This is a genomic window from Desulfopila aestuarii DSM 18488 (assembly GCF_900143695.1).
Classification (GTDB): Bacteria; Desulfobacterota; Desulfobulbia; order Desulfobulbales; family Desulfocapsaceae; genus Desulfopila; species Desulfopila aestuarii.
In genome coordinates, this window is the sequence record NZ_FRFE01000007.1 from 155,030 (window position 1) to 170,895 (window position 15,866).

Sequence of the window (15,866 nt, forward strand, 5' to 3'; positions counted from 1 at the left end):
TCTCTCTTTAAAAGATCAACTTCAGGACATAGTCAATAATAACCCAACTGACGCCCAGAATCGCCAGCAACAGGATTGATTTCCAAAGGCTGTTTCGTGCCCGGACGAGGTAAACCGTAGTTACTTCTCCTTCCTCCAATGAATCGACACTGAAAAAATCCGGCTTACTGTTTGGAGCCTGAATCTCTACCACATCTCCAAAACTCACTTCGGGTGCTTCATGATATACGTGATCAATTGGAAATTCAGCACCGTCAGTTTTGTTCACGAAGCGATACACAACATCAACGCGATCTTCAGATGTATCCTCCGCAGGCGTTATTGATTCAATTGTCGGATTTTTTTCAGGACTCTGGCGACAATCGTTTTCAGACCTGTCTTCAGGTGCATTGCTCATAGTGGTTTGTACTCCACATGCGGCTCAGGATTTTTTATGAATGGCTTCATCGATGAAATAATCGGCTCAGGAAATTTGTACAACAAGATAGTGCTGCGCGAACCATTTCTCTGTTATCCGTCTTTATACTCAGATGGGCATTTCCAGCCGCTTCCACGTGACCTCAAAGCACTCAGGAAACAAACCAAAAGGAAAATCGAGATACCGTTTGACACCTCTGGCAAACGGTGTATAGTAGGCGACCTCAACGCGGGGTGGAGCAGTCTGGTAGCTCGTCGGGCTCATAACCCGAAGGTCACAGGTTCAAATCCTGTCCCCGCTACCAAATAGATAAAGCGGTTAAGCCATTTTGGCTTAACCGCTTTTTTTTATGCTATTTTACCAACAACCGCTTTTTAGCAAATACAAAAAAAATAACAATCGGGCATCCCAGAGATTCCCAAAACGGTGCTGAGCCACCATTTCAACAGTCTCGTCCAAACCACAGCATATCAGAAATGATAGGCTCCATCCGCGAAGATGTTGGAAAAAATGCAGATTCCTGTATATTGCATTTGCCTCTCTCATATTTTCCTGTAAGATTACAGTGTATTTGCATAAGTCGGCACTGCTGCAGGACGATTGTTACAAGGTATGCTGTTACCCAGATACTAACATAGCACCAGCATTGATACTGTTAACCGGCCTATTTTGCAAACGCCCGAGTATCTATCGCGCAATCACGTAACATGTTGTTTTGCTGTACCAATTACGCACGTTCAAGGAATTTGAAAAAGTTCATCTTGATGAAATGAGGGGCCGGTCGTTTCCAATCTCGACCACTTCCTCAAATACAAGCCACGCTATGGAGGATAATCTCATGCGTATTCGAAGAGTTGTATTTGCCTTGCTGTGGGCCATCGTCTTCGCTCTGGCAACTACTGATCTGGTTCTGGCCGCTTCGGCCATGGTTGATGGCGGGGAGGAGGTGTGCCTGGTACGAAGAGCGGATAATTTTCTTATCCTCTATGATCGGTCCGGCTCCATGGCCGAAAAGCACAATGGCACCATCATGACCAAAATGCAGGGAGAGAGAAAGATTCTCCTGGAAAAAAATGCCACTCTTCCCGACATGAACTGGCAGGCCGGTATTTATTCCTTCACCCCTGCAGGCGAGCTGACCAATCTGGTCGAGTACTATCCGATGCAGCAGTATGACAAGAAGAAATTCAGCTGGACCCTGATCAAGATGCCGCTTGAGCCCAAAGGGCCAACCATGCTGCAGGCGGGATTGCTCAAACTTGATGACGTGCTCTCCGGCCTGAATGGCAGAACGGTGGTCTTTCTCTTCACCGACGGTCAGCACACCCCGGTTGACGCTTTTCCGGCTCCAGGTGCGATCGCCAGAAATATCGCGAAAAAGCATGATGTTTGCTACGGCGTCATCAACACCGGCACCAAGAGTCAGGAACTGGCGACAATTGCTTCCATTGCCTCAGCTACCCCCTGCTCTTATTCTGTCGGTTTCGACACATTGCTGGGCAATCCTGAATGGATGACCAACGCCCTGTTTGAGGTTACGGATCAGAGCCCTTGCGGTGATATAATCGGCCATGTTTTCCAGAACATCCATTTCGACTTCGACAAGGACTACCTCAAACCTGAGTACTATCAGTCATTAAACGATGCGGCCGCCGTTTTGCGCGAAAACCCGCAGACACAGATCGTGTTGGCAGGCCATACCGACAGCATCGGCACCAAACAGTATAATATGGGTCTCTCCCATCGACGGGCCGCCGCCGTTCGCGACTATCTGGTAAATAGTGCCGGTGTCGCCAAAGAGCGGATTACTCTTTCCGGTTTTGGTTTCAGCGAGCCGATTGCTACGAACAAGACCTCTGAAGGACGCGCTTTGAACCGTAGGGTCCAGGGCATCATAACCGGCTTGAAATAAATTCTGCACCGTATAGCGAAAAAAGCCGGCAACTCTTGCGAGTTGCCGGCTTTTTTTTATTATAACCCGTGTTCTCAGCTATTAGGGCTTATCTGAAGTAGTACCCCCCCGCTCCATACGTGGTCATTTTCCATACAGGCCGATCCATTTGTATCCAAGGTAACTTGAAGAATTCCATAGTCCATTCAAGAACATGGCTTTCGTTTTATTTTGTACAGACAAATTTCCCTGGCTCAGAGGCTTGAGTCAGACAGTTCAGAACCGTATCCTGTGCCTCCTGGCTCAGTTTACCTCGCGCCCCCATTTCTTTGACTATTTCCGGCCAATTGGCATCAGACTCAGCCAGCTCATGGCAGATTCTTTCAGTAGAATGGCATTTGGTACAGCTGGTTTCAATCGTTGTCTTGCAGGCGGCATCATCGATATCCTGACCAACACTCCAAGAAGCAATGCAGAGTGGAACCGATACCAACAGGGCCGAAAGCAACATTTTTCTCATCATCGTGTTCTCCTTTTGAGAATCAGAGGGACAAAAATCCAAACAATCCAAAACGACAACAGCGCAATAACTACCTGCCAGAAAAACCACACAGGAAGAAAATCATGCACTCCATTTTACTCTACCTTTTGTCAGGAAAACAGGGCAAGATAATTGTAGAGCGCATTTTGCAGAATATTATGCATCTTTTACCTGTAAAAATTTATCCCGATACTCCCTCGGGGACAAGCTGGTATGTCGCTTAAATAATCGTCGGAAGGTACCGCCATCCTCATAGCCGACCCGACGTGTTATCTCTTCACTACCCCGAGGTCTATTTTCAAATGCGACATCCGGCAGTTGATGTCATAATAGCATATCAAAACGGATACAAAGCTTGAGGGAAAACAACTGCAAGACCAACAATACGTCCATTTCTCATACTCAGAGTAAAAGGCAGCTCGTCTTCCAGACAAAGATATTTTTGACAATCTCGGGATCAAGTGCCAGCTCGGTGTTCTCAAAACGTACACAGAACGCCGGGGAGGTGCGATGCACCGTTACCGTTACTCCAGGACTCAGGCCAAAGGAAAGCAACTGGTGCAGGTTCGAATGGCTGCCCGGCTTGATATATGTTATCCGTCCCTGCTCGCCTGGTGCCAGCTCGATCAGGCTGGTAACAGTATTCTGCACCTCCCGCGAGAGGCTGCGGCAGCAGTTACCTGGCGGAATCGGTTTGCCGTCGGGGCACATCTCAGGATGGCCAAGAAGGGTGCAAATCGATTCTTCCACCTCCTCCTGTAAAGAATGCTCGACCTGACAGGCGATCTCGTCCATCTTGTGTTTTTTCACCTTGAGAATAGAGGTGACCAGTACCTCAGCTAAACGATGCCTCCGGATAATCTGCTCGCCAAGTTTTTCGCCTTCATGGGTGAAATGGATATCGTTGTCACTGATCAGGATCATCCGGCTTTTCTGCAGTTCAGCCAGCTCGCTTTCGGAGAACTGGATACAGCAGTTATCACGCACCGCCTGCAGCGTGGACTGCTTCTTCTCCCGTGCCACCCACATCGCTTCCAGAATTTCTTCAAGTCGTTCATTGAGCATATCGATGTATCCTTTTTACGAAAAAGTCACCCCGAATGAGAGACAGAGATGGTTGACGATGCTCCCCATGAGAATGGCATAGACGAACACCGCAATATTGATGGCCAGCCCGACCTTTAAACCACGCTCCTTGAAGAGCACAATAAATGAATTAATACAGGGTGCCACAAAGGTCATCACCAAAAGATTCACTACCAGCTGCAGGTTGGTGTAAATCTGTCGGAGATGCTCAAGCTCGGTGGCGCCGCTCTCCCGCCGGATCATCGTTTTGATGAAAACCTGCACGCTTTTTTCCGGCAACCCCATGACATGATGAATCATCGGCCCAAGGGTATGCTCAAGCAGATGCAACCCTCCGGCCCGCTCAAAGAGAAAGACACCGGCCGAGGCCAAAATAAAAACCGGTAGAGCCTCGAGCATGAAAAACCAGGTCTTTGCCAGCGCCATCTTCAGCACCGCCCAGGGTTTTGGCAAGCGCATTGGCGGAATTTCCAGAAAGAGTGGCGAACGGTTGCCGGGGAGAAAACGATTGGCCAGATACCCAGCCACCAGCACCTGACTCGCCAGGATGCCAAACACCGCAACAGAGGCGGAAACCGGCATCTTTTCAAGAATGATCAGCATCACGGCAATAAGCGGAGCACAGGGCAGACAGAGATACAGGAGAAATGAGGCGATGATTTTCTCTTTTTCCGTGTTGAGCACTCTGGTCGTGAGCAACGCCATGGTAACGCAGGAAAAGCCCATCACCAGCGGAATGACACCCTTGCCGTTGAGCCCCAGTTTATGGAACACTTTGTCGAGCAGAATGGAAATACGTGGCAGATACCCGGAATCTTCCAGAATACCAAAAGTGATATAAAAACAGAAGATCACCGGCAGCACCAGCCCCATGGCCAGAAAAACACCGGTCGGCAGGATGCCGAAATCGGGATCCATGAGCATGTCTCGAAGAAACTGACTGGACAGCCTATCTGTGAAATGACTCACTGCCGGCAGAAGTATCCCTTCGAAAATTTTGCTGTTAATGGAGTCTACGAGATAGGTGGCACCAAAAGCCCCGATAAAATAGTACATCGCAGCCAGCACCAGAACAGCAATGGGGATACCTGTGGAAAATGAGGTGCACATATCTCCAAAGGTCGCAAGCTTTGAGTTGCGGGACACCGGCTCGGTAGTCTGCACCTCATCGGCAATCCGCCTGGCTACGGTGATATAATGTTCTGTTAGTATATTTCTGGAATGTGTAGGGTTTTCCCGATAGAAAGCGTCAATGAGGCCAACTAGCCGGTCAAGGGTATCACGGCCGAAGTGATCCCGGACATAGCGCCGGACGTCACGATCATGGTTGAGCAGTAGCAACCCTACCCCCCGCGGAGAGATACGGCCTCCTTCAACCTCCCTGGCGATATCAGCCAATAGCGTTTCGATGGCGGGTGTATAGGAAACATGAAAACTAAGCGGTCGCAGCTCATCAAAACTGCCCACCAGTTCCCGCAACCCCATCCCCTCCGGGGCAATGGTCGTGGTCACCTCCACCCCAAGCAGTTTGGCCAGTTTGGCGGTATCAATCTCAATGCCCCGGGATACCGCTTCGTCCATCATGTTGATATTGACGAGCATCGGCAGCCCGAACTCACCATATTGCAAGGCAAGGGCCAGCGAGCGGGCCAGGTTCTTGGCGTCGGCCATCAGGATAATGCCGTTGATTTCCCCGCCAAATGTTTCAGAGAGCAGCACCTCACGAGAAGCCCGCTCGTCCTCATTTTCACTGAAGATAGAGACGTTACCAGGGGTATCGTAAAGAATCCCCTTTTCGCTCCGCAAAGGTGCGCTGCTGATGGTCACCGTCGATCCCGGGAGGTTGACCGACTTGATTTTCTTGGTGGTTATGCTCGAAAACACCAGGGTCTTGCCGACATTCATGTTGCCGATAAGAGCATAATTATAACCGGATGGTTCAGAAGTCTGGGGGTGTGTTGCTGCCATTTTCATCCAATTTCAAGAAACGTTGATTTTCTTAGCTACCACTAAAACCAACAACCAATAGCATATTTTGACAGTTTGGTAAAAGAAACGAGGCTTTTCCGCTCTTTTTTTCTCTGTCCGGGGCATGCCCTTCTCTCTGTGTCATCCAGACGACTTCGCCCCGCAAGATTTGAAATGACTTGTCATATCCCTGCCATCTCAACTAGAATAGGTAAACATACCTATTTACATTTATCTCCCTGGCTTCTATAGTTACGACCTCATCGTAGGCAACCCATCGTTAACGCATTTCTTTTTCCGGTTAACGATTCATTTCTGCGGATTCTTCACTTGCGTAGAACATGCCTGAGCAGTCTGTTGTGTTTACCTTCCACCCTTGGAGCGATACTACTCGATCAGGTGCTATGAAAATAAAAAAAGCTATTTTTCCAGTTGCGGGTCTCGGCACGCGTTTCCTTCCGGCAACCAAGGCAATGCCAAAGGAGATGCTTCCGGTCGTCGACAAGCCCATCATCCAGTACGCCGTTGAAGAGGCCTTGGCTTCAGGTATCGAGCAACTCATCTTCGTCACCGGTGCGGGCAAGACGCCGCTTGAGAATCATTTCGACCGGTCCTATGAGCTGGAGGACACTCTCAGAAAGCGCGGAAAAAGCGATCTCTTGAAAACAATTGAATCGCTGGTGCCCAAATCCGGGACCATCGTTTACACCCGCCAGAGCGAACCGCTGGGACTCGGTCATGCCATCTGGTGCGCACGCGACATTGTCGGTGACGAGCCCTTTGCCGTCCTGCTGGCCGACGATCTGATCCAGAGCGATGTGCCTGTACTGCACCAGATGGTCAAGGAGTTCGACCGGGTCAGGGCCTCGCTGGTGGCCATCTTTGAGGTGCCAAAAGAAGATACCTCCAAATATGGTATTCTTGAGGCGGAAGAGGGTTTCAACGGTACGGTGCGTATTAAATCGATGATCGAAAAACCAAAACCGGAAGATGCACCCTCGAATCTCGCGGCGGTGGGACGCTACATATTCACCCCCCGGATCTTCGACTACCTCGGCGCCCACAAAACCGGAGCGGGTGGCGAGATCCAGCTCACTGACTCCATGGTTGCGCTCCTCGAAGAGCAGCCGATCTTCGGTTATCGCTTCAAGGGAACCCGCTTCGACTGCGGTGACAAGGCGGGCTTCCAGCAAGCCAACCTGGCCTTTGCCATGGAACGACCGGAACTGCGGGAGGCACTCACCGACTTCATCAAAACCCTGATGGTTGGCCGGTAATATCTGCTCTTTTCCCCAAAAAAACACATCCCCCTTACCGCCCTAGCGGCTGGGGGATGTATTTTCTTACCTTTTGCTCCTCCTGCCTGTCATTCGACAATAAGGAGAAATCACCCCTCTTCCAGTACGAGGTAGAGATCGCCGCGCCCACCCGGACCGAAAGAACCTTTTCCCTTCAGTCGCAGCTTCTGACCTCCGTGGCTACCGGCAGGTACTGTAACCTTCAACCGCTCGGGCCCATCTGGCCCCTGAGTTACAAGCTGAATTACTTTGCCCTCACGAAGTTCTTGGGAAGAGAGACGGGTTGTGTAGGTAGTAGCGGGAATTTCCGCATGAGGAGGTGCAGTATTCTCTCCGATCTGCTTCTGGCCGCCGGATAAGAGTCTGCCCACCGCCCCGCCAATGGAGCGAAGTAACCCTTTTGAAGACGGCAAACTTTTGCGGGCTCCATTTAAAATTGCAGGACCAGCCAGTGAGCCGAGAAAGAAGATGCCGCCAAAGATCATCCCGCCTTTGCCACCGAAAAAGCTCTGCTTGATAAAGTGCTGGTTCGCACGAAAGCCTTTACGGGCAAACTCCTGCAACAATCCGGAAAACATCTGCTGAAACCGTGGGTCCCGAAACAGATCGCGGAGGATGTCCTCCTGACTGTAGTGAAAACCACCGTTTTGGCCATTCGCAGAGAAGTCACCGCCCATCTTGCGACTCGTGTCGTATTGGCCGCGCTTGACCGGATCGGTCAGTACACCGTAGGCCTCGGCAATCTCTTTGAACTTCTCCTCAGCTGTCGGATTATCCGGATTCCGGTCGGGATGATACTGCATGGCAAGCCGCCGGTAACTCTTGCGAATCTGTTCTTCACTTGATTCCGGCGTCACCTCAAGGATCTGGTAATAGTCTTTCATCATGGTCACAACATCACATTGTTTACAAAAGCCTTATAACGGCGAACACCATGTATCTCTGCCCCGTCAACAGGTTCACCCTATGCACTTCTTCGCTTAACGGCAAGCTGAAACACCAGTTGCACCGCCAGCACAGTTCCTCCGACAACAAAGGCCAGCACCAGATCGGCTATTAGAGACGGCATAAAGACAAATAGCTCATGCAGTGCATGAATATTATGGGTAAACATGCCTCCACCGACCAGCAGCATGGCAATGGTGCCGATAATGCCGAGAGCACGTATCACCCAGGGCAAGGAGACCACCAGCCCCGAACCAGCGGGAACCAGCAGACGGGCGAACATCCCCTGCAGACGGCGTCCCTGCCGGATGAGATAAAAACCCATATCATCCATACGGACGATAAGAGCAACAACGCCATAGACCCCTATAGTGGCCAGCATCGCCACCACACTCACCACCATAATCTGCAACATTAGTTGCTGCTCCATCACCGTACCCAGAGCAATAATAACGATCTCAATGGAGAGGATAAAATCGGTACGTATCGCCGACTTTACTTTTTCCGCTTCGCGTCTCAGCAGTTCCTTTTCATCTGTAACCGTCTCAGCTGCAGGCTTGGCATGGGGCGAATGAGAAAAGTAATGGTAGATCTTCTCCACCCCCTCGTAACTAAGATAGACCCCGCCTAGCAACAGAACAGGAACAATGAGCCAGGGGGCATATGCTGACAAAAGAAAGGCCAGCGGCAAGATGATCAGTTTATTAACAAAAGAACCCTTGGTAATAGCCCATAACACCGGCAACTCGCGTGAGGCGCGAAAACCGGTGGCTTTCTCTGCATTGACGGCAAGATCATCGCCCAGAATTCCTGCTGTTTTCTTGGCAGCGATCTTGCTCATCATCGCGGCATCATCGAGCAAAACCGCTATATCATCCAACACTGCAAAAATACCACCAGTCACCGCGTTTTCCTCCCGCTCTCACTTATCCAACCAATTACTCGTTGTCTTTCACCTGCCATTCCGGTCTCTGAAGGAGAATTACCGGCTCGTCACAAAAATTGCCATTGAAAATCGGGTCACATCATCACTATAGTAAAAACCTGTCATATTTCCACAAAAGCCTATGCCCGCTTCTCTCATCTTCGAGCGAGGCCCACCTTTTTGTATCGGAGAATACGAACATGAAAACCAAATTGCCCGGTATCTACCTCCTCTTGCTCGCAGCAATCAGCCTCCTGCTGCCAACCTTGCTCTTTGCCTCAGGTGAGGATGGGCTTTCCAAGGGCCAGACAGTCTATGTTCCAGCATACTCCCATATCTACAGTGGTAATCGTGAGCAACCGTTTCTCCTGACCGTTACGCTCAGCATCAGAAATATCGACCCGAAGCACACCCTCACCATCAACCTGGTCGACTATTATGAAACCCAGGGGAAGCTTTTAAAGAACTGTATAGAGAAACCCTTCCAGCTGGGACCTCTCGAATCATTTCGTTACATTATACCTGAAAAAGACAAAAGCGGAGGCTCAGGTGCCAACTTTATGGTCGAGTGGAACTCTACAGAAAATAGCAACCCACCCATCATCGAAACCATCATGATCGGTGCCCAGTTCCAGCAAGGTATCTCTTTTACGTCACGGGGACAGGCCATCGTTAACCAATAAAGAGAAGTTATTACATCCTCTCCGGCTGTAGCGGAGAAAGAATATTAATTTCAGCTGAAAATACGTCAAAAACCTATGAACCCATACGACGAAGCACATCTTTTTGTCGCGGCCATCAGATTACTCCAGCATCAGAAGAGCTGCTCCCCCCAGATAGAGGATATCTGCCAGCTACTGGATATCTCTGTAGAGGCAGGACTCTCCCAGTGCCGAAAACTTGAGCAGTCCGGCATTGTCGAAATCTACGAAGACCCCTTCTCCCTGAAGGTATCAGTAGCCAATCATCTGGAAATCGAGAAACTGCCACGAGAAGCGAAGTCCGAGAACACACTTGCCAAAGAGCTCGAGCAGTTCATGAGCAAAAAGAAGGATCTGGACAAAAAAGTCGAGTCGATCCAGGCCGAGCTGGAAGCGAAAAAGAAGAACATGTTCAAAAATATCGAGGAACAATTCAAGAAGAAGATACGGGAGTAAAACTTAACCAGTAGCTGGCCTTATGCTGTCCCCACCAACAAGTAAATGCCAAAGACCGCCACCAGTGCACCGACCACGGCTCTTATCGAAACGTGCTCTTTATGGAGAAAAATCGAAAAAGGGATGATGAAGACCGGCACCAGTGAGAGAATAGTGGAAGCCACACCAGAACTCAGATAGTGCAGTGAGAGGAGCGACAGCGAAACGCCTAAAAACGGACCTACGCATGAGCCGATCACGGTAAACCCCAGCGCCCTGGTATTACCAAAGGCACGCCCAACATGCTCCCATCTGCCGGTAACAGTAAAAAAGATGGCAAAACAGGCAAAAGCCGCCAGCGCCCTGATCTGGGTGGCCGAAAACGCATCAAGATAGCCGGTACCGCTCTGCATGCCCGCCTTACTGAGCACAAATCCACCCGCCTGCCCAAGCATTGCTCCCAACCCGAAGAGTATCCCTTGCGTTGTCACCTTGGTGACCTGGCGAACTTTTCCTGCCCTCAACCGTGGGTTTCGTTCAAAAATTACCAAGGCTATCCCTGCCAGGGTCACGCCAATACCAAGCCACTGCTGCACGTCATACGATTCGTCAAGAAACAGCCAGCCAATCACTGCGGCTGCAGGGGCCGCCAGAGAAAAGATCAGCGTGGCCAACCGCGGGCCCAGTTCGACAAGTGCCTTAAAAAGAAAGATATCACCGATAAAAAAGCCGACGACGCCCGAAAGACCAAGATAGATCCAGGCATGCAGCGGAAAATGGAGCGGGATGAGAGCGCCTTCGCGTATAAGCAACAATCCGCTAAAGAGCAGCAGAGCAACCCCGATCCGGATGATGTTCACCGGGGTCGAACCCACCATCTTCGAGGCCGCTCCAAAAAACTGCACACTGATAGTCCAGCATAGCACAGTGGCTACAGCAATGGCCTCACCAAGAAATGGCATGAAATGCTCCGCAGAAAGAAATGTACTCTAGATAACGAAACATCCGTCATCACTCCAAAAGAATGTCATGCACCTATACCACCAAACTGTTACTATTTCATGATGCATTATGATAATTGGCGAAGAAACTCTGACATGAAAGTGTGCGACAACCACCAGTGAAAAGGAACGAAACCCATATGGATAAGAACACCCTCTGTGTCCACAGCGGTACCTATCGTGAGGAAAGCACCCGCGGACTCAACAGCCCAATTTTCACTTCATCCTCCTTTGAGTATATGCATGTGAAGGACTGCCTCTACCCCCGCCACTTCAATACCCCCAACCAGCAGGCAGTGGAGCAGAAAATGGCGGCGCTTGAGCTGGCGGAAGATGCAGTACTCTTCTCCTCCGGCATGGCCGCTATCAGCACCGCCATCCTGGCCCATGCCGGAGCAGGTGATCATGTGGTGCTGCTCGACTCCCTCTACGGAGGCACCCATTCTTTTGTTACCGAAACCTTTCCCCGTCTCGGCATCAACTACACCTTTGTTGCCACGTCACCCGAGGCAATCGAAGCGGCAATTACCGAACAGACCAGGCTGATTGTGATTGAAACACCAACCAATCCACTCCTGGAGATAATCGACATCAGGAAAGTTTCCGGAATTGCTAAAGCGCGAGGCATCACCACACTCATCGACAACACCTTCGCCACTCCAATTAACCAGACTCCATACGCGTTGGGCATCGATATCGTGGTCCACAGTGGCACTAAATATCTGGGAGGCCACAGCGACCTCTGCTGCGGCATTGCTGCAGGGAGTGCGGAACAGATGAAAACAATTCGCACCATGGCCAGCCATCTGGGTGGCAGTCTCAACGCCACAACCTGCTATCTTCTTGAACGAAGTCTCAAGACATTAGCACTGCGGGTCGAACGCCAGACGGTCAATGCCGGTAAGATTGCGGATTTTTTACAGAACCATAGAAGAATACACAAGGTCAACTACCCGGGTCTTATGCAATGCGAAGGGCATGAAACAGCTAAAACCCAGATGAACGGCTTCGGTGCCATGCTTTCTTTTGAACTTGCAGTGTCTTCTAATCCGGAAGAGTTTCTGAAACGGCTGAAACTGATCACCCCGGCCATTAGCCTTGGCGGAGTGGAATCGATTATCTGTTCGCCTTCCCGGACATCACATGCGGAGATGTCGAGAGAAGACCAGGAGAGAGTGGGTATTACCGATGGGTTGCTGAGATTTTCGACCGGAATTGAGGATGTGGATGATCTTATAGCTGATTTAGAGCAAGCTTTGAGCTAGACAAACATTCCATAGCCCCTAAAAGCTATGGCGGATCGCCGGTTAATTAGATCTGTCGCCTTTTCTCCTATGTCCCCTTTTCTCCTAATCGTTTGAACTGAAAGATTCCTGTAATCCGGAAAAGTTCCCGAAACGACTGCAACTGATCATCCCGGCTATCAGCCTTGGCGGAGTGGAATCGATCATTTGTTCGCCTTCCCGGACATCACATGCCGAGATGTCGAGGGAAGATCGTGAGAGAGTAGGAATTACCGATGGGTTGTTGAGATTTTCGACCGGTATTGAAGATGTGGATGATCTTATGACGGATTTAGAGCAGGCCTTGGGCTAGACAAACATTCCATAGCCCCTAAGAGCTATGGCGGATCGCTGATTAATTAGATCTGTCCCCTTTTCCGGTCCCCTTTTTCCCGGGCCAAATTTTCCGGGAATGTGGATTACTTGACAAGATGGTTGGGAAAATTGGATTTTTTTTTCAAACGGCTAGGTAAATATGCTAGTAATTCTGTGGATATTTAGACAAAGGCAGGGCTGGCTCATTTGAGCATAGATATTGCATAAACCATATCAATTACATAGCGGACCAGGATCATTAAGCCATTGACGCTTCAGAATGAAGGGCCGCTTTTTCTGAGGAAATGAGTTTTACAAAGATTTTCATTTTGTGAGTTAGGTAAGAATGGATGTTCTTAAATTCGTAAGGAGCACAAACTTGAAAATTGGATGGCTATCCCGAGGGTTAGCCGAGGAGATTGCAATGAAGAAGTCAATATTAATAGCTGTTTTAGGATTATCGCTCGGTTTCGTGTCTGTATCAGTCTCGCAGGCTAGTTTGTATGTTAATGATGGAGCGTGGATCGATGTAGTTAGTTGGGATAATTTTTTAACGAAAACTGATGATTTAGGTGGAACAGGAAGTGATCCGGTTGATGAATTAAAGTGGTTAAATAATTGGCTGAATACTAGCGGATACATTGCTGAAGATTTCCTGATGAGTGATTATACAAAATTTGATCCTGTTGTGGATTTAGAGGTCTATTCTACAAGTGGAGACCTAAGCTCTAAAATTGATAATTCCGTTGCGTTTGCCCTTGTAGATCAACCAAAGTACTTCTTCGTTAAAACGGGAACCACTGATGAATCAAAAGGGAGTAACTGGTTTTTGTTTAACAACAATATAAATCTTGATTATGCAGTTTTTCAGTTAAGTGGTGATGGCTACTATATCAAAAATGTAGGTAAATTGAGTCACGCTGGTCAAGTCGGTGGGGGTGACACTGCTGTCCCGGAGCCTGCAACTATGCTTCTTTTCGGAACGGGCTTAGCAAGTCTTGCTGCATATCGGCGCAAGAAAAATTAGAGCCATAAAAAACAGAATAAAAATGCAGGGCTGAAAAAGCCCTGCATTTTTATTGCACAGAGTACATAAAGGGGACAAAAATAAAAAGGGGACAGATCTATTTAACTGGCCTAATCCCTCTTTTTCAAGTATGAACCAATCATGCCACGACAAACCAGAATCACACTCCCACACACGCCCCACCATATCATGCAGAGAGGACACAACCGCCAGACTGTGTTTACCTGTCATGAGGATTTTGCCTATTATCGGCAGAACATTATCGAGTGTAAAGAAACATTTGGATGCAAGGTTTACGCCTATTGCCTGATGACCAACCACGTCCATCTGATCATTGATCCTGGCAACACCCCAGAGGCAATCTCACTCATGATGAAGCGCATTTCAGGTCGTCAAGCCCGCTACCTCAACACCAGGGAGAAGCGCTCCGGAAGTTTATGGGAAGGCCGCTTTAAGTCGAGCATCATCTCCGACCATGACTATCTGCTGGCCTGTTGCCGTTATATCGAACTCAATCCATTACGGGCCGGAATGGTGGAAAAGCCTGATGAGTACAAATGGTCAAGCTATGGGTGCAGAGGGCTTGGCAAGGCTGATCAACTGGTCGACCTCGATCGTTACTACCTTGCTCTTGGAGAAACGAACGTTGAGCGGCAGAATGCTTATGCCGACTATGTAACCAAAACAATTCCGGAAAAAGAGCTGGATCTGATCCGTTCAGCCATCCAGCGGAACCAGCTAACTGGAAATCACAGATACAGCAGACAAATCGAAGACGAGCATGGAATCCGTATCGTCAATCGCGGTCAGGGCCGGCCCAGAAAAACAGAAAGATGAATCCAGCGAGGTTTCCAAGGCTCAAATAAATGCTCAATACACTGTAATCACAACTATTTTTATCACCAATCAAATTGAGTTGAAGAATTGTTCAAAATATCGCTGATGGCAATACAGCCACCAGCGGGTTATGTGGAAATCAAGAGAAATTGGATTATGCCGCTCGCTGCATGCCAAAAAGCTCTTCTGCCATGCGGTTGGCGATAAGATGGGTCGGTAGCTTCATACTTTTTGACTGCCTGAGGATATCAAGCACGGTCTCACCGATTTTCGCCGTCTCGGTCTTCGCCCGTTCCGGGTCATAATCCTGATCGATTTCGCAGCTGATATTGATAACCCCACCGGCATTGACCGCATAATCGGGCGCATAAAGGATATCGCGATCGAAGAGCCGATTACCGTCTATTTCCTCAAGCAGTTGATTGTTGGCACTGCCCGCAACTATAGCGCACTGCAGTTTAGGGATTGTCATGCTGTTGAGTGTTCCGCCAAGGGCGCAGGGAGAAAATATATCGCATGGAACCTCGTAGATCGCGTCCGGAGACACTTCCTCAAAAGAGATTCTCTCGCGCAATTTCGCAATATTTTCTCTATTAATATCGGAAGCAATGATTGAACAACCGTCTTTCACCAGCAGTTCGGCCAACCGTCCACCGGTCTCACCGACACCCTGGATTGCCACGACCATTCCTTTTGTGCTCTCACGGTTGTACCTGAATTTGACACAGGCCCGAATGGCGCAATACACCCCATAAGCCGTAAATGGGCTCGGGTTACCGCTGGCACCAACTGTTGCCACATGGCGAGTAAAGCGCTTCACCGCGACCATATCCTCCACCGTTGAGTTCACATCTTCAGCGGTGATATAGCGACCACCAAGCGTATCAACAAATCTGCCAACCGCCTCAAAAAGCGCCACCCTTTCGACCTTGCTAAGATCGGCAAAGACCACACTCTTACCACCGCCAAGCGGCAGTCTGGCCAGACTGTTCTTATAGGTCATTCCTTTGCTCAGCCTCAGCACATCAACAAGTGCATCCTCTTCCCGCGCGTAGCTCCAGACCCTGCAGCCGCCAAGGGCTGGACCGCGGTTGGAGTTGTGCACGGCAATCCAGGAGGTGAAGCCAACTTCGGTGTTATCGCAACGCACCACCTCTTCATAGCCCGGTATATCCAGAACGGTGTACCTGTTCAT

At 49.5% G+C, this 15,866-nt stretch carries 17 protein-coding genes and 1 tRNA gene; 9 read left to right on the top strand and 9 right to left on the bottom strand.

Annotation, left to right across the window (positions count from 1 at the left end; translation table 11 throughout):
• Nucleotides 1–7: 7 nt before the first annotated feature.
• Complete coding sequence (locus tag BUF15_RS09310) at nt 8–397, bottom strand: hypothetical protein (protein ID WP_073613197.1); 390 nt, start codon at nt 395–397, stop codon at nt 8–10.
• A 129-nt stretch (nt 398–526) separates the two neighbouring features.
• Complete coding sequence (locus BUF15_RS27080; RefSeq protein WP_159441269.1) at nt 527–682, bottom strand: hypothetical protein; 156 nt, start codon at nt 680–682, stop codon at nt 527–529.
• Between BUF15_RS27080 and BUF15_RS09315 the strand changes: the two genes are divergently transcribed.
• A tRNA-Met gene (locus BUF15_RS09315) sits at nt 646–722 on the top strand. The genes BUF15_RS27080 and BUF15_RS09315 overlap by 37 nt on opposite strands.
• A 534-nt stretch (nt 723–1,256) precedes the next feature.
• Nucleotides 1,257–2,330, top strand: a complete 1,074-nt coding sequence (locus BUF15_RS09320) for an OmpA family protein (RefSeq protein WP_073613198.1) — start codon at nt 1,257–1,259, stop codon at nt 2,328–2,330.
• A 205-nt stretch (nt 2,331–2,535) separates the two neighbouring features.
• Here BUF15_RS09320 and BUF15_RS09325 read toward each other — a convergent pair whose 3' ends face one another.
• The 3 genes from BUF15_RS09325 to BUF15_RS09335 form a co-directional block, all read right to left on the bottom strand.
• A complete protein-coding gene (locus BUF15_RS09325; RefSeq protein ID WP_073613199.1) occupies nt 2,536–2,832 on the bottom strand; it encodes a hypothetical protein in 297 nt (98 codons plus the stop codon).
• 420 nt (nt 2,833–3,252) lie between these two features.
• Nucleotides 3,253–3,915, bottom strand: coding sequence for a metal-dependent transcriptional regulator (locus BUF15_RS09330; protein WP_073613200.1), 663 nt, complete (start codon nt 3,913–3,915; stop codon nt 3,253–3,255).
• 15 nt (nt 3,916–3,930) lie between these two features.
• Nucleotides 3,931–5,904 (bottom strand): ferrous iron transporter B, encoded by a 1,974-nt coding sequence (locus BUF15_RS09335; protein ID WP_159441270.1) that lies wholly within the window; start codon nt 5,902–5,904, stop codon nt 3,931–3,933.
• A gap of 404 nt (nt 5,905–6,308) precedes the next feature.
• On the opposite strand from BUF15_RS09335, the gene galU reads away from it, so the two are divergent.
• Nucleotides 6,309–7,181 (top strand): UTP--glucose-1-phosphate uridylyltransferase GalU, encoded by an 873-nt coding sequence (gene galU / locus BUF15_RS09340; RefSeq protein ID WP_073613202.1) that lies wholly within the window; start codon nt 6,309–6,311, stop codon nt 7,179–7,181.
• Nucleotides 7,182–7,291: 110 nt separating this feature from the next.
• Here the strand turns inward: galU and BUF15_RS28225 are convergent, their stop codons facing one another.
• Nucleotides 7,292–8,089 carry a J domain-containing protein gene (locus BUF15_RS28225; RefSeq protein WP_073613203.1) on the bottom strand — a complete coding sequence of 266 codons (798 nt, stop codon included), beginning with the start codon at nt 8,087–8,089 and terminating at the stop codon, nt 7,292–7,294.
• Between the two features lie 77 nt (nt 8,090–8,166).
• Nucleotides 8,167–9,051, bottom strand: coding sequence for a DUF808 domain-containing protein (locus tag BUF15_RS09350; protein WP_073613204.1), 885 nt, complete (start codon nt 9,049–9,051; stop codon nt 8,167–8,169).
• A gap of 221 nt (nt 9,052–9,272) precedes the next feature.
• Here BUF15_RS09350 and BUF15_RS09355 point away from each other — a divergent pair, with 221 nt between their 5' ends.
• Nucleotides 9,273–9,755, top strand: a complete 483-nt coding sequence (locus BUF15_RS09355; RefSeq protein ID WP_073613205.1) for a DUF3124 domain-containing protein — start codon at nt 9,273–9,275, stop codon at nt 9,753–9,755.
• A gap of 75 nt (nt 9,756–9,830) precedes the next feature.
• The gene (locus tag BUF15_RS09360; protein ID WP_073613206.1) at nt 9,831–10,229 is read left to right on the top strand and encodes a hypothetical protein; all 399 of its coding nucleotides are present in this window, start codon (nt 9,831–9,833) and stop codon (nt 10,227–10,229) included.
• 20 nt (nt 10,230–10,249) lie between these two features.
• On the opposite strand, the gene BUF15_RS09365 is transcribed toward BUF15_RS09360, so the two are convergent.
• A complete protein-coding gene (locus BUF15_RS09365; RefSeq protein WP_073613207.1) occupies nt 10,250–11,170 on the bottom strand; it encodes a DMT family transporter in 921 nt (306 codons plus the stop codon).
• Nucleotides 11,171–11,349: 179 nt separating this feature from the next.
• Here BUF15_RS09365 and BUF15_RS09370 point away from each other — a divergent pair, with 179 nt between their 5' ends.
• The 4 genes from BUF15_RS09370 to BUF15_RS09385 all read left to right on the top strand — a co-directional run bounded on the left by BUF15_RS09370 (nt 11,350) and on the right by BUF15_RS09385 (nt 14,671).
• Nucleotides 11,350–12,474 (top strand): trans-sulfuration enzyme family protein, encoded by a 1,125-nt coding sequence (locus tag BUF15_RS09370; RefSeq protein WP_073613208.1) that lies wholly within the window; start codon nt 11,350–11,352, stop codon nt 12,472–12,474.
• A gap of 97 nt (nt 12,475–12,571) precedes the next feature.
• Nucleotides 12,572–12,805, top strand: a complete 234-nt coding sequence (locus BUF15_RS28325) for a PLP-dependent transferase (RefSeq protein ID WP_084553801.1) — start codon at nt 12,572–12,574, stop codon at nt 12,803–12,805.
• A gap of 426 nt (nt 12,806–13,231) precedes the next feature.
• Complete coding sequence (locus BUF15_RS09380; protein ID WP_159441271.1) at nt 13,232–13,834, top strand: PEP-CTERM sorting domain-containing protein; 603 nt, start codon at nt 13,232–13,234, stop codon at nt 13,832–13,834.
• A gap of 141 nt (nt 13,835–13,975) precedes the next feature.
• Nucleotides 13,976–14,671 carry an REP-associated tyrosine transposase gene (locus BUF15_RS09385; RefSeq protein ID WP_073613210.1) on the top strand — a complete coding sequence of 232 codons (696 nt, stop codon included), beginning with the start codon at nt 13,976–13,978 and terminating at the stop codon, nt 14,669–14,671.
• 154 nt (nt 14,672–14,825) lie between these two features.
• Here the strand turns inward: BUF15_RS09385 and BUF15_RS09390 are convergent, their stop codons facing one another.
• Nucleotides 14,826–15,866 (bottom strand): Glu/Leu/Phe/Val family dehydrogenase, encoded by a 1,041-nt coding sequence (locus tag BUF15_RS09390; protein ID WP_073613211.1) that lies wholly within the window; start codon nt 15,864–15,866, stop codon nt 14,826–14,828.